Origin of the sequence: Phenylobacterium sp. (assembly GCF_036501465.1) — a bacterium.
Taxonomy (GTDB): domain Bacteria; phylum Pseudomonadota; class Alphaproteobacteria; order Caulobacterales; family Caulobacteraceae; genus Phenylobacterium.
Map to the genome: position 1 here is coordinate 41816 of NZ_DASYAF010000176.1, position 14353 is coordinate 56168.

The 14353-nt window shown below is 69.3% G+C and carries 11 protein-coding genes; 6 read left to right on the plus strand and 5 right to left on the minus strand.

Annotated features, from left to right (window positions below; genetic code table 11):
• Positions 1–114 precede the first annotated feature (114 nt).
• The 5 genes from VGL85_RS20995 to VGL85_RS21015 all read left to right on the plus strand — a co-directional run bounded on the left by VGL85_RS20995 (position 115) and on the right by VGL85_RS21015 (position 6837).
• Positions 115–1908 carry an FAD-dependent oxidoreductase gene (locus tag VGL85_RS20995; RefSeq protein ID WP_331590983.1) on the plus strand — a complete coding sequence of 598 codons (1794 nt, stop codon included), beginning with the start codon at positions 115–117 and terminating at the stop codon, positions 1906–1908.
• Positions 1893–3710, plus strand: a complete 1818-nt coding sequence (locus VGL85_RS21000) for a 2-oxoacid:acceptor oxidoreductase subunit alpha (RefSeq protein ID WP_331590984.1) — start codon at positions 1893–1895, stop codon at positions 3708–3710. Before VGL85_RS20995 ends, VGL85_RS21000 begins: the two co-directional genes overlap by 16 nt.
• 10 nt (positions 3711–3720) lie before the next feature.
• Positions 3721–4776: a 2-oxoacid:ferredoxin oxidoreductase subunit beta gene (locus VGL85_RS21005; RefSeq protein WP_331590985.1), complete on the plus strand. Its 1056-nt coding sequence runs from the start codon at positions 3721–3723 to the stop codon at positions 4774–4776.
• Positions 4777–4865: 89 nt separating this feature from the next.
• Positions 4866–5582, plus strand: a complete 717-nt coding sequence (locus VGL85_RS21010) for a hypothetical protein (RefSeq protein ID WP_331590986.1) — start codon at positions 4866–4868, stop codon at positions 5580–5582.
• Positions 5583–5829: 247 nt separating this feature from the next.
• The gene (locus VGL85_RS21015) at positions 5830–6837 is read left to right on the plus strand and encodes a sodium:calcium antiporter (RefSeq protein ID WP_331590988.1); all 1008 of its coding nucleotides are present in this window, start codon (positions 5830–5832) and stop codon (positions 6835–6837) included.
• A 7-nt stretch (positions 6838–6844) separates the two neighbouring features.
• On the opposite strand, the gene VGL85_RS21020 is transcribed toward VGL85_RS21015, so the two are convergent.
• Together VGL85_RS21020 and purM are read right to left on the minus strand one after the other, a co-directional pair.
• Complete coding sequence (locus VGL85_RS21020; RefSeq protein WP_331590989.1) at positions 6845–7252, minus strand: hypothetical protein; 408 nt, start codon at positions 7250–7252, stop codon at positions 6845–6847.
• Between the two features lie 42 nt (positions 7253–7294).
• Complete coding sequence (purM, locus tag VGL85_RS21025) at positions 7295–8341, minus strand: phosphoribosylformylglycinamidine cyclo-ligase (protein ID WP_331590991.1); 1047 nt, start codon at positions 8339–8341, stop codon at positions 7295–7297.
• Positions 8342–8425: 84 nt separating this feature from the next.
• Here purM and rnd point away from each other — a divergent pair, with 84 nt between their 5' ends.
• The gene (gene rnd / locus VGL85_RS21030; protein WP_331590992.1) at positions 8426–9610 is read left to right on the plus strand and encodes a ribonuclease D; all 1185 of its coding nucleotides are present in this window, start codon (positions 8426–8428) and stop codon (positions 9608–9610) included.
• Positions 9611–10034: 424 nt separating this feature from the next.
• On the opposite strand, the gene VGL85_RS21035 is transcribed toward rnd, so the two are convergent.
• The 3 genes from VGL85_RS21035 to VGL85_RS21045 all read right to left on the minus strand — a co-directional run.
• A complete protein-coding gene (locus VGL85_RS21035) occupies positions 10035–11036 on the minus strand; it encodes a D-2-hydroxyacid dehydrogenase (protein WP_331590993.1) in 1002 nt (333 codons plus the stop codon).
• Positions 11037–11040: 4 nt separating this feature from the next.
• Positions 11041–12546: a Ppx/GppA phosphatase family protein gene (locus tag VGL85_RS21040; RefSeq protein WP_331590994.1), complete on the minus strand. Its 1506-nt coding sequence runs from the start codon at positions 12544–12546 to the stop codon at positions 11041–11043.
• Positions 12527–14353 (minus strand): RNA degradosome polyphosphate kinase (locus VGL85_RS21045; RefSeq protein ID WP_331590995.1); only part of this gene is annotated, 1827 nt, incomplete at its 5' end. The genes VGL85_RS21040 and VGL85_RS21045, both read right to left, overlap by 20 nt.

Below are 14353 nucleotides of genomic sequence, written 5' to 3' on the forward strand. Positions count from 1 at the left end.
CCGCGTTGTGACGGCTTAAGCCTCTCCCGAGCCCGCGCCCTTGGTTTCCGCGCCCGCCCCGGGTCCGACTTGCCGCCTCGAGAGTAGAGCGTCGCGGGAAGGGACCTGAGACCGTTGCAACGTACCGACGCGTGGACTCCCGACTACTTCCATAAAGTCGTCGATTGCCAGTTCGCCTGTCCGGCGCACACCCCGGTGCCGGAGTACATCCGGCTGATCGCCGAGGGCCGGTATTCCGACGCCTACATGATCAACTGGCAATCGAACGTCTTCCCCGGCGTGCTCGGGCGGACCTGCGATCGCCCCTGTGAACCCGCCTGCCGGCGAGGACGCGTCGAGGAGGAGCCGGTCGCCATATGCCGGTTGAAGAGGGTCGCGGCCGACAACAAGGACGACGTCTCCGACCGGATGCCCGCGCCGGCGGCCCAGATGAACGGCAAGCGGGTGGCGATGATCGGCTGCGGGCCGGCCTCGCTGACCGTGGCGCGCGACCTGGCGCCCCTGGGCTACGACATCACCATCTTCGACGGCGACGCGAAGTCGGGCGGCATGATCCGCTCGCAGATCCCGCGCTTCCGCCTGCCCGAGGGGGTGATCGACGAGGAGGTGGGCTACATCACCGGCCTCGGCATGACGCTGAGGCTCGGCGAGCGGATCGACAGCCTGAAGGCGCTGCTGGGCGAGGGCTATGACGCGATCTTCGTGGGCTCCGGCGCGCCGCGCGGCCGCGACCTGGATATCCCCGGCCGCGAAGAGACCCGCGCCAACGTCCACATCGGCATCGACTGGCTGAGCTCGGTCTCGTTCGGCCACGTCGACAGGATCGGCAAGCGGGTGATCGTGCTGGGCGGCGGCAACACCGCCATGGACTGCTGCCGCACGAGCCGAAGGCTGGGCGGCGAGGACGTCAAGGTGATCGTCCGTTCCGGGTACGAGGAGATGAAGGCCTCGCCCTGGGAGAAGGAAGACGCGATCCACGAGGACATCCCGTTCATCAACTTCCGCGTCCCCAAGGCCTTCACCCACGAGGGCGGCAAGCTCACCGGCGTGACCTTCGAGGTCGTGGAAGCGGTCTACGACGACAAGGGCCGCCGCCGTCTGGTCCCGTCGGGCGCGCCGGACGAGCACTACGAATGCGACGACGTGCTGGTGGCGGTCGGCCAGGAGAACGCCTTCCCCTGGATCGAGCGCGACATCGGCATGGAGTTCGACGAGTGGGACATGCCCAAGGTCGACCCGGTCACCATGCAGTCGACGGTCCCGGGCGTCTTCTTCGGCGGCGACGCGGCCTTCGGGCCCAAGAACATCATCTGGGCGGTGGCGCACGGCCATGACGCGGCTGTCTCGATCGACAAATACTGCAATGGCCAGGACGTGGCCGACCGGCCGCCGCCCGACTTCTCCCTCGTCTCCCAGAAGATGGGCATCCACGAGTGGAGCTACGACAACGACATCGCCAACGACCGCCGCTACCGCGTGCCGCTGCGCGACAAGGCCGTGGCGCTGAAGGACGTGAAGCTGGAGGTCGAACTCGGGTTCGATCCGGCCACCGGCTACAAGGAGGCCGAGCGGTGCCTGAACTGCGACGTCCAGACGGTGTTCGCCGACAACCTGTGCATCGAGTGCGACGCCTGCATGGACATCTGCCCGGTGGATTGCATCAGCTTCGTCCACGACAGCGCGACCGATGAGGCGGAACTGCGCACCAAGCTCAAGGCTCCGGCGCTCGATCTCGCCCAGGATCTCTACGTCTCCGGAACGCTGGTCGGCGGGCGGATCATGGTCAAGGACGAGGACGTCTGCCTGCACTGCGGCCTGTGCGCCGAGCGCTGCCCCACGGGGGCATGGGATATGCAACGCTTCACCCTGGAGATGACCCACGCGGGGGCGGCATGCCAGTCCCGGTAGTCAACGACTTCGTCGTCAAGTTCGCCAATGTGAACGGTTCTGGCTCGGCCAGCGCCAACGGCATGTTCGCCAAGTCGATCCTGCGCTGCGGCGTGCCGGTGGCGGCGCGCAACATCTTCCCCTCGAACATCCAGGGCCTGCCGACCTGGTTCGAGGTGCGGGTTACGGAGGACGGGCATCTGGGACGCCGCGGCGGCGTCGACCTGATGGTCGCCATGAACCCGCAGACCTGGGACCGCGACCTGGCGGAGATCGAGCCCGGCGGCTTCCTGTTCTACGACAACACCAAGCCCTTGCCGCCCAGCAAGTTCCGGGACGACATCACCGTCGTCGGCGTGCCGCTGACGGCGATGTGCAACGACCGCTATGAGCTGCCGCGCGAACGGCAGCTCTTCAAGAACATCGTCTACCTGGGCGCGCTGGCGGCGCTGCTCGGCATCGATCCGGCGGTGATCGAGACCATCCTGTCCGAACAGTTCGCAGGCCGCGCCAAGCTGATCACCGCCAACTTCGAGGCCCTGCGCCTGGGCGTCGACTATGTCCGCGAGAACCTTGCGCCGATCCGCCTGCAGGTCAGGAAGGCCGACAAGGTGGGCGAGCGCATCTATGTCGAGGGCAATTCCGCCGCGGCCCTGGGCGCGGTCTATGGCGGGGCCACGGTCTGCGCCTGGTATCCGATCACTCCGTCGACCTCGCTGGCCGAGGCCTTCACCGGCTACTGCCAGGACCTGCGCGTGGCGCCGGACGGCAAGGCGAAATACGCCATCGTCCAGGCCGAGGACGAGATCGCCTCGATCGGCATCGTGGTGGGCGCGGGCTGGAACGGCGCGCGGGCCTTCACCTGCACCTCCGGGCCAGGGGTCTCGCTGATGACCGAGTTCATCGGCCTTTCCTACTTCGCCGAGATCCCGGCGGTGATCTTCGACGTGCAGCGCGGCGGCCCGTCCACCGGCATGCCGACGCGGACCCAACAGGCCGACCTGATCGGCGCGGCCTACGCCAGCCACGGCGACACCAAGCACCCCATGCTGCTGCCCTGCGATCCCGGCGAGTGCTTCGAGATGGGCGCGCAGGCCTTCGACCTGGCCGACCGGCTGCAGACCACCGTCTTCGTCATGCTCGACCTCGACATCGGCATGAACGAGTGGCTGTGCGCGCCCTTCGCCTGGGATGACAAGCGCCAGATCGACCGCGGCAAGGTGATGACCGCCGAGATGCTGGACGCGGGCGCCGATTTCGGCCGCTACAAGGACGTCGACGGCGACGGCATCCCGTTCCGCACCTATCCCGGCGAACACCCGTCCAAGGGCGCCTATTTCACCCGCGGCACCTCGCGCAATCCCTACGCCCGCTATTCGGAGGAGGGGTCGGTCTACGTCGACAACATGCAGCGCCTGCTGCGCAAGTTCGAGACCGCAAAGAGCCTGATCCCGGCGCCGATCCGCCGTGACGCCAAGCGCAAGACTCCTGACGGGGTGATCTATTTCGGCTCCACCACGCCTTCGATGCTGGAGGCGCTGGAGCACCTGGAAGGGCAGGGCCGCCATCTCGACGCGATGCGCCTGCGCGGCTTCCCGTTCTGCGACGAGGTCTATGAGTTCGTCGCCGCGCACGAGCGGGTGTTCGTGGTCGAGCAGAACCGTGACGCCCAGCTGCGGACCCTGCTGATGAACGAGGGCGAGATCGATCCGGCCAAGCTCGTGCCGGTGCTGCACTACGACGGAACCCCGATCACCGCGCGCTTCATCGCCCGGGAGATCGGCCAGCTCCTGGCGCTGGGCCAGATCGAAGCAGCGGAATAGGGGCGGCCGAATGACCTACATCCTCAAGCCCCAGCTGCATCACCCGAAGCTGGCCGCCAACAGCCTGGGGTTCACACGCCGCGACTACGAGGGCCGCATCTCGACCCTGTGCGCCGGCTGCGGCCACGACTCCATCTCCTCGGCGATCATCCAGGCGGTCTATGAGCTGGAGCTGCCGCCGCACCGCATCGCCAAGCTCAGCGGCATCGGCTGCTCGTCGAAGACGCCGGACTATTTCCTGGGCGCCAGCCACGGCTTCAACACCGTCCACGGCCGCATGCCCTCGGTGCTGACCGGCGCCAACCTGGCCAACAAGGACCTGATCTACCTGGGCGTCTCCGGCGACGGGGATTCCGCCTCCATCGGCCTTGGCCAGTTCGCCCACGCCGTGCGGCGCGGCGTGAACATGCTCTACATCGTCGAGAACAACGGGGTGTACGGGCTCACCAAGGGCCAGTTCTCGGCCACCTCCGACAAGGGATCGAAGTCCAAGCGCGGGGTGGTGAACCACGACGCCGGCATCGACCTGGTGGGCATGGCCCTGCAGCTGGGCGCGACCTTCGTCGGCCGCTCGTTCAGCGGCGACAAGGAACAGCTCGTGCCGCTGATCAAGGCGGGCCTGAGCCACAAGGGCGCGGCCTTCATCGACGTGCTGAGCCCCTGCGTGCAGTTCAACAACCACCAAGGCTCGACCAAGAGCTTCGACTATGTGCGTGAGCACAACGAGGCGGTGAACCGGCTGGACGTGATCACGCCACGCGAACCGATCCAGGTCAGCCATGCGCCGGGCACGACGGTGAAGGTGACCCAGCACGACGGCTCGGTGCTGTCGCTGCACAAGCTGGCCGAGCTCTACAACCCCAACAACCGCGCCCAGGCCCTGGGCTACCTGCAGGCGCGCCAGGCGCGGGGCCAGGTGGTCACCGGCCTGCTCTACGTCGATCCCGACTCCAGCGACCTGCACGACGCCCTGGAGACGGTGGACACGCCGTTGAACGAACTCGGCACGGCGGAGCTTGTGCCGGGCGCCTCGGCCCTGGCGGCGATCAACGCCGAGCTGCGCTAGGGCCCGCCAGGCCGATCGGGACGGAATTCCGGGCCGCACGTTTCGGAAACCCTGGTTCTGTAGGCTGTCGCCAATCCAGGAGATGGCGCATGGCCGGCCGAGCCTTCCGAGACCGCACTGCGGACCCGCGCTTCGCGCGTCGCCTCGCCGCCGTGGCGGCGGCCGCCCTTGCCCTGCAGGCCGCGAGCTCCGCTGCGGCCCAGCCGGGCGATGCGGCCCAGCAGCGGTTCGCCCGGGCCTACATGGCCGCGATCCGCGGCCGCGATCCCGCAAAGCTGAAGGCCCTGTTCCATCCCGCGACCCTGGCCTGCATCAACGCCCAGACGCGGGGCTATTTCGAGGATGGCTTCGCCGAGGAGCTCCAGACGGGCGCCACCCTGCAGGCCGCCTACGCCCTCGAGGGTGTCCGAGCCCTCAAGGGACCGTCGGCGCTGAAACTGGCGCCGGGCTTCGCCTATCCGACGACGCCGACCTTCGAGATCCAGATCGACGCCCAGACCCTCGACCACCACAAGGCCTCGCTCCTGCGCTACGTCGCGCCGGCGAACGGCGTCTGGCTGATCGTCGACCCGTGCCCGAACGAGGATGGCCTGAAAGCCTACCTCGCCGAACGGGCCAAGGGCGCCGCCCAGCGCGCCGAGGCGGCCAGGATGGTCGCCGGCCTGCCGGGGCCGTTGCTGGCCGAATTGCGGGGCCTGGTGGCGAAAGGCCGGTGGATCGACGCGGTGAGCCGCTATCGCGACGCGACCGGCGCGGACCAGTTGACCGCGCTCAGCGTCGTCGAGGTTCTCCGCGGGCCGGCCTAGAAGGCCGTTGACGCCCGCCCGCCCCGCCGCCTAAGACGCATCCACTCTTTGGGGAGTAGCCGGCCTCGCGTTCAAGAGGCGCTTGCGTCAACAGCATTGGGCCAATCCTTTTCCGGATCGGCCTGTGGCGCGGCGGTCAGTCCGACTTGGCGAGACCATGGGGTTCGGCGGACGCACCGGGGTCGGGCGGGGCGCCGATCCCTTGGCTCGTGCGCCTGACCCCCGAAGTGAGCCCCTAGTGAGTTCCGTGAATTCCCTGCCCGTCACCATCGCCCTGCTGCTGGGCTCGGCCGCGGCGATCTATCTCGCCTGCGAGGTGTTCGTGAACGGCGTGGAGTGGGTGGGCCGCCGCCTCGCGGTGGGCGAGCAGGCCACCGGCTCGATCCTGGCGGCCATCGGCACCGCCCTGCCGGAAAGCGTCGTGACCTTCGTCGCCGTGGCGTTCGGCGCCAGCGCCGCCCAGAAGCAGATCGGCGTGGGCGCGGCCTTGGGCGGCCCGCTGGTGCTTTCGACCATCGCCTACGCCACGGTGGGGATCGTGCTGATCTGCTGCCGCACGAAGTTGCCGAAGACCGCGGCGATCCGGAACGATTTCCACAGCCTCTCGCGCGACCAGGGATGGTTCCTGGTGATCTTCGCCGCGAAGATCGGCCTGGGCCTGGCGGCCTTCGCCTTCAAGCCCTGGCTGGGCGTGCTCTTCCTGGCCGCCTACGGCGCCTATTTCTGGAAGGAGATGCGCGGGACCAGCGACATCGAGGAAGAGGCCCTGGAGCCGCTCAAGCTGATGCCGCGCGTGGCCGACCCGCCGACCTGGGCGGCCGTCGTCCAGACCGTGGCGGCGCTGGGCGTGATCTTCGCCGCCAGCCACCTGTTCGTGAAGCAGCTCGACGTGCTGGGCCCGGCGCTCGGCCTCAAGCCGCAGTTGCTGGCCCTGCTGCTCAGCCCTATCGCCACGGAGCTGCCGGAGACGCTGAACGCCGTCATCTGGGTGCGCCAGGGCAGGCACCGCCTGGCGCTGGCCAACATCTCCGGCGCCATGATGATCCAGGCGACCGTGCCCACGGCCTTTGGCCTGTTCTTCACCCCCTGGGTTCTGGACCCGGCGCTGCTGGTCGGGGCGGCGGTGACAGCCGTGGCGGTGCTGGCGATGTTCTTGGCCTTCCGGCGCGGCTTCATCAGCCGGGTGTTCCTGGCCGCGATGGCTGGCTTCTACGGCCTGTTCGCCGTGCTGGTCTTGGCCTTGAAGCTCTACTAGGCGCCGCTCATCCGCCGATGATGCGCGGGTCCTGCACGTAGCCGAAGCCGCCCTGGCCGGACCAGCCGCGGCCGTCCGGATAGCGCAATTCCGTTCCGGCAAGGTCCGCCTCGTCGGCCAGGCGCACATTGACGCCCATCTGGACGTTCCCGAACTTCGCCACGGCGCTCGGCGTCAGGACGAAGTGGGTGGTCACGCCGCACTGTTCGCAGAAGCGGATTTCCGCCGCCGGGTCTTCCTTGTCGTCGCGGACAAACCCCTTCGTCGTGCCCTCGACGCCGACCTCCGAGGGATGGAAATAGGCCCAGCGCGCGCCCGCCTTGCTGCACAGGGTGCAGTTGCACTCGTGGACGAAGTCCGGCCGTTTCGGCATCTGGATGCGGACGTGGCCGCAGAGGCAGGAGATCTTCGGCATTCCCGCTTCATATCAGGGAAGCCGCCCGGCCGGGAACGGCCGTCAGGCCTTCGCCAGTTCGCCGATCACGAAGGCGTCCTCACCGTCGCGCACCAGGCCTTCCAGCACGTCGGGCAGGTCGTGCGGGTCGACGATCAGCATCAAGCCCACGCCGCAGTTGAAGGTGCGCCGCATCTCCTGGTCCGAGACACCGCCAACTTCCTGCAGCCAGCCGAACACCGGGGGCGGGACCCAGGCGTCCCAGTCGAAGCGGGCGACCAGGCCGGGCGCGATGGCCCGGGGCGGATTCTCCACCAGGCCGCCGCCGGTGATGTGGGCCAGGCCCGAGACGCGGCCGGCCTTCAGGTGCTTGAGCACCGTCTTCACATAGATCCGGGTGGGCGCCAGCAAGGCTTGGGCGAGGGTCTGGCCGCTCGCCGGAGCGTCGATGGGCGCATCGAACGGGGCCGGCGCGTCCCAGGCTAGGCCCGAACGCTCGACGATGCGGCGCACCAGGGAATAGCCGTTGGAGTGCGGGCCCGACGAGCCCAGGCCGATCAGGATGTCGCCCGGCTTCTGGGCGTCCAGCCTGGGCAGCACCTTGTCGCGATCCACGGCGCCCACGCAGAAGCCGCCCATGTCGTAGTCGCCTTCGCCGTACATGCCCGGCATCTCGGCGGTCTCGCCGCCCACCAGGGCGCAGCCGGCCTGCCGGCAGCCCTCGGCGATCCCGGCCACCACCGCGGCGGCGGTATCCACATCCAGCTTCCCGGTGGCGTAATAATCGAGGAACATCAAGGGCTCGGCGCCCTGGGCCAGCAGGTCGTTGACGCACATGGCCACCAGGTCGATCCCCACGGTGTCGTGGATGCCGGTCGCGATGGCGACCATCAGCTTGGTGCCGACCCCGTCGGTGGTGGTGACCAGCAGCGGGTCGTCATAGCCGGCGGCCTTGAGGTCGAAGAGGGCGCCGAAACCGCCCAGGGAAGCCTCCGCGCCGGGCCGGCGCGTGGCCTTCGCCAGCGGCTTGATCCGCTCCACCAGCGCATTGCCCGCATCGATGTCGACGCCGGCCTGGGCGTAGGTGAGGCCGTTCGGGCGGTCGGACATTGACGGGGGCCTTCGGAGAGAGAATTTCGCAGAACAGCAACGCGGACTTGCAGACTCGCCGCTTCGCCGGGCTATAGCTAATCGATGACTCCGATTACGACCACCGCCGAACTCGCGGTGTTTTGCGACAAGCTCAAGGGCCAGCCGTTCGTCGCCGTGGACACCGAGTTCATGCGCGAGACCACCTACTGGCCGAAGCTGTGCCTGGTCCAGGCCGCCGCGCCCAATGGCGCGGAGGCCTGCATCGACCCGCTGGCCGAGGGCATCGACCTCGAGCCGTTCCTGACGATCATGCGCGACGAGACGGTCCTCAAGGTGTTCCACGCCGCGCGCCAGGACGTGGAGATCTTCAACAACCTGCAGGCCATGCCCCGGCCGCTGTTCGACACCCAGGTGGCGGGCATGGCGGCGGGGTTCGGCGAGCAGATCGCCTATGACGCCCTGGTGCGCCAGATGCTGAAGATCGAGCTCGACAAGTCCTCGCGCTTCACCGACTGGGCGCGCCGGCCGCTGTCGGACAGCCAGCTGACCTATGCGCTGGCCGACGTGACCCATCTGGCGCGGCTCTACCCCATGCTGCGCGAGCGGCTGGAGAAGGAGGGCCGCCTGGCCTGGGTGACCGACGAGATGAGCGGGCTCACCGACCCGGCCATCTATGACGTGGACCCGGAGAACGCCTGGAAGCGCCTGCGGCCGCGCAAGCACACGGCCAAGTACCTGGCGGTCTACAAGGCCGTCGCCGCCTGGCGTGAGCGCACCGCCCAGACCCGTGACCAGCCGCGAGGCCGCATCCTGAAGGACGAGGCGATCGACGAGATCGCCACCCAGGCGCCCACCGACGCCGACCAGCTCGACCGGCTGCGCTCGGTGCCCAAGGGCTTCTCAGGCTCGCGCTTCGGGCCGGACCTGCTGGCCGCGATCCGCGAGGCGCTGAAGGACCCGGAGGCCTACGCTCCGGTGATCGAGCGCAGCCGCACCCCGCCGTCGCCCGCCGCCGGCGCGGTGGTGGAGCTGTTGAAGGTGCTGCTGAAGGCCCGCGCCGAGGAGGCCGGCGTGGCCTCGAAGCTGATCGCCACGGTCGCCGACCTGGAACAGATCGCCAATGACGACGAGACCGACAACGCCGCCCTCAAGGGCTGGCGGCGCGAGGCGTTCGGCGAGGACGCCCTGAAGCTGAAACGCGGCGAACTGGCCCTGGTGCTGGACGGCGCGCGCGTGCGCGTGGTCGAGGTGCGTCGGGCCCCGAAGGCGGCGGCTTCGGGCGGCTGAACCCGGCTTTCCGGCGGTTCCTGAGGATAAGCGCAAGCGCTTGACGCCGCTGTGCTTTATGGCGTCGCTCCTGGCTTCTCCACAGGCCGTCCACCGCCTTCCCAGAGGTCCGCGCACAGGCCCGTCTCGCCGACCCGTTGCGCGCCGCCCGGATCGTTGCAAATCTCCACTTGCCGAGAGGGACTGCGGCGCGGCGGACCGGGTGACCGGGTCGAAAGCGGGCAGGAGGTTCTGAGAGAGCAGGTTGGCAAGGGGCGACCCGAGCCGGACGATCTCCCGGGATATCGAGGTGGTCAAGGTTCCGGTGTGGGGCGACCCAGTCCGATCCGAGGCGGCCTCGGCCTCAAAGGCTCAGATCCCCCAACGGGTCTGGTTCAGAGGGCGGTGTTCCGGGCAACCGGGGCGCCGCCCTCTTGCTATGCGCTCAGCCACGCGCCGGCAGCCCCACCTCGCTGGGATCGGCCTCGTTGAGCAGGGGCTCCTTCGCCAGGTAGCGGCGCAGGTTCTCCAGGAACAGTTCGTCGCCGCGGCCCAGGTTGCCGTCGCCGGAATTCGACGTGTGGGCGGTGACCCGCACCTTCGGATGGTCCCAGAACCAGGCGTCGGCGGGCAGGGGCTCGGTGGCGAAGACGTCGAGCACGGCGTGGCCCGGCTGGTCGCGGTCTAGCCCGGCCCTGAGCGCATCCTCGTCCACCAGGCCGCCGCGGCCGATGTTGATCAGCACGGCGCCCGGCTTCATCGCCGCGAAGAAGGCTTCGTCGCACATGCCGCGGGTCTCGTCGTTCAGCGCGCAGGCCAGGACCACCACGTCGGCGTCCGGCAGCGCGGCGCCGATGTCGGCCAGGGTGATGACCTTGTCGGCGAGGTCGCCCTCAGCTACCGGGCTGCGCCGCACGACGGTAAGATGCACGCCGAACGGCTTGATCCGCTTGGCGATTTCGTGGCCGATGTTGCCAAAGCCGGCCATCAGCCAGCGGGTGTGGCCGAGTTCGCGATAGGGGGTCGATTTCCACTCGTGCTTCGCCTGCAGGGCGGCCTGCTGCGCGATCGGGACCTGCAGGGACAGCGCGTGGGCGACCACATATTCGGCGATCGGCGTCGCCTGGGCGGACGACTTGGAGATGCGCACGCCCTTTTCCATGATCGAACGGAACATCGGATTGTCGATGCCGGCGGCCATGATCTGGGTCCAGCGCGGCGAGGCGGACTTCATCAGTCGGCTGTAGAGCTGGCGCAGCGTGCCCGAGGCGTAGCTGTCGAGGCTGAGCCAGACGACCTCGGGATCGATCTTCTCCGGCGCGATCTGGTGGCCCGCCAGTTCATAGGCCTCGTCGGGCAGGGCGGTGACCACCTGGGCGTCCGGCGCGACCTTGGCCAGCCGCTCGCCCACGCGCTTGTGCGCCGCCCCGGTCATCAGGATCTGCATCGGCTCACCCCAGCTCGAGTTTCAGTTTCAGCGCCGAGGCGAGCGTCTGGGCGCGCTTGGCGGTCTGTTCGCCCAGCAGCATGTCCTCCCAGCCCGCCGTGGCGGAGAGCGAGACCTTCTCGTCCCTGATCGCCAGGCTGGACTTCTCCAGGAGGCGCGGGTTGCGCCCGGAGAGGTCGCAGCCCAGCCGCACCGCCGCGCCCAGCGCGCGGGCGCGCTGGCGCCGCTCCGACGAGATCACCCGGGCCACCGCCTCGGCCTCCGGCGGCGTGCCGGCCGAGGTGTGGCGGGCGAAGGCGACGCTGGCCAGGAAGGCGCGCTCCGGGTGGCTCATGCCGGCGATCGGCGCGCGCAGCACCTGTTCGAAGGCGAGGTCGGCGCGGTGGTCCGGGTGCAGCCGCACGCCGAGGTCGGCCAGCCGGCAGGCGGCGGCCAGCAGCACCGGGTCGCGCGCCCCGAACACCGGGGTGAGCTTGTCGAAGGCCGGCGTCAGCCAGGCCTCCAGCGCCCCGCCCAGTTCGAACGGGCCGCCGCGCGCGGCGGTCAGCGCCTCGCAGCCCTCGATCAGCGGGTCGCGGGCGCGCGTCTCGGCGGTCATGGCGTCGAGCAGCAGGCCCTCGCGCACCCCGAAGGCCGAGATGATGATCCGCTCGACCCCGAGCTGCTCGATCAGCGCCTCCAGCACGACGGCGGCATAGGGCAGGGTCTCGATGCGCTTCTTCGACAGGCCCTGCATGCGCTCCAGCGAGGCGCGCGACTGGCGCGAGATCAGGCGCGAGACCCCAAGCGCGTCGGCGCGGCTCATCTCGTACTGGTGGGCCACGTGCAGCGGATAGTCGGCCAGCTCCATCTGGAACAGCGCCAGGTTGCGCCACGCCCCGCCGACCGCGTGGAAGTGCTGGGTGGCGAAGCGGTTCACGTGCGGGGCCAGCGCGGTCTCCACCAGCTTGGCGATGCGGTCATGATCCAGCGGGCGCGGCGCGCCCAGCGCGAACGGGCCGAGCGGCAGGGTGGCGCCGAGGTCCGGCGTGGCGCCGAGGCCGCTGTTCAGCCGCACCAGCTCCAGGCTGGAGCCGCCCAGGTCGCCCACCACGCCCTCGGCGTCCGGCTGGCCGGCGATGACCCCCAGCGCCGCATAGCGCGCCTCCTCGTCGCCGGTGAGGGTGCGGACGGCGAGGCCGGTCTCCTCGCGGATGCGGCGCAGGAAGGCCGGCCCGTCGGCCGCCTCGCGCACGGCGGCGGTGGCGGCTGCGGTGACGTCCTCCGCGCGCCAGCCGTCCAGCAGCGAGCGGAAGCGGCGGATGGCGGTCATGGCGATCTCGACGCCCTCGGGCGACAGCCGCCCGGTGGTCGGCAGGTCGCGGCCGAGGCCGGCCAGCGCCTTCTCGTTGTAGACCGTCCAGATGGCGCGCCCGTCCAGCCGGTAGATCACCAGGCGGACCGAGTTCGAACCGACGTCGATGACGGCGGCCTGCCGGGATTCGGGTCTGCTATCCCCGCGGGGCCACATGATCGATCGCGCGCGGCATGTCCTTCACCTTCTGCCCTCTACCCGAAAGGCTGGGGTTGGTCATGAAATACTCGTGCGCGGAAAAGGCGCCCGGGTGATCCCAGGCGGGATCGCGGGCGTAGTGGCCGTTGGAATCCAGCCACCAGCTCTGGGCTTCGTCCTTCAGGTTGGCCAGCATGATCTGCGACAGCACCTGCTGATGGACGGTGGGGTTCTCGACCGGCGTCAGGGCCTCGACCCGGCGGTCGAGGTTGCGCGGCATCCAATCGGCCGAGGAGATGAACACGCGGGCCTCCGAGGAGGGCAGGGGCGCGCCGTTGGCGAAGGCGGAGATGCGGCCATGCTCCAGGAACCGGCCGATGATCGACTTCACCCGGATGTTCTCCGACAGGCCCGGCAGGCCGGGGCGCAGGCAGCAGATGCCGCGCACCACCAGGTCGATCTGCACGCCGGCCTGGCTGGCGGCATAGAGGGCGTCGATGATCTGCGGGTCGACCAGGGCGTTCATCTTGGCCCAGATGCCGGCGGGCTTGCCCTCCGTCGCGTTCAGCGCCTCGCGGGCGATGTGGTCCAGCAGGTCGGCCTTCATGGTGACCGGCGAGAAGGACAGCTTTTCCAGCCCGCCTTCGGGGCGGGCGTAGCCGGTGACGAAATTGAACAGCCGCGTGGAATCGCGGCCCAGCGCCGGGTCGGTCGTGAACAGCGACAGGTCGGTGTAGAAGCGCGCGGTGATCGGATGGTAGTTGCCGGTGCCGAAGTGGCAGTAGGTGCGCAGGGTGTCGCCCTCGCGGCGCACCACGGTCGAGAGCTTGGCGTGGGTCTTGTACTCCACGAAGCCGAAGACCACGTGGACGCCCGCCCGCTCCAGGTCGCGGGCCCACTTCAGGTTCGCCGCCTCGTCGAAGCGGGCCTTGATCTCCACCACCGCGGTGACGTTCTTGCCGGCTTCGGCGGCGTCGATCAGGGCCGCGACGATCGGGCTGTCGTGGCTGGTCCGATAGAGGGTCTGCTTGATCGCCAGCACATTGGGGTCGCGCGCGGCTTGCCGCAGGAACTGCACCACCACGTCGAAGCTCTCGAATGGATGGTGGACCAGGATGTCCTTCTCGCCGATCGCCGCGAAGCAGTCGCCGCCGTGGTCTCGGATGCGTTCGGGGAAGCGCGGTTCGAAGGCCTTGAACTTCAGGTCGGAGCGGTCGGCGGGGATCAGCTGGTTGAGCTCGTCCAGGCCCAGCAGGCCGTCGATCTTGACGATGTCCTGCGGCTCGGCGTGCAGCGCCGAGGTGATGAAGCCCTGCAGCTCCTCCGGCATGGAGGTCTCGATCTCCACGCGCACCACGCTGCCGAGGCGGCGCTGCTTCAGCGCCAGCTCGAATTCGCGCACCAGGTCCTCGGCTTCTTCCTCGATCTCCACGTCGGAGTCGCGGATCAGGCGGAAGACCCCCTGCGCCTGCACCTCGCAGCCCGGGAACAGGTGGTCGAGGAACAGGCTGACGAAGCTCTCCAGGGCCACGAAGCGCCGCTCGAGCCGGCGGCGGCCGCCGCGATGGTGGCTGCGCTGGGCCGGCAGCTCCCAGAACCGGTTCACCTGCGCCGGGATCGGCACCAGGGCGTAGAGCTGGCGGTTGTCGGCCAGGCGGCGCAGCTTCAGCACCAGCGAGAAGGCCAGGTTCGGGATGAACGGGAAGGGGTGCGCCGGGTCGATGGCCAGCGGCGTCAGGACCGGGAAGATCTGCGAGGCGAAGGGCTCTTCCAGCGCGTCCAGCTCCGCGTTGGTGACGTCGGTGGCGGGCACAACGCGCAGGCC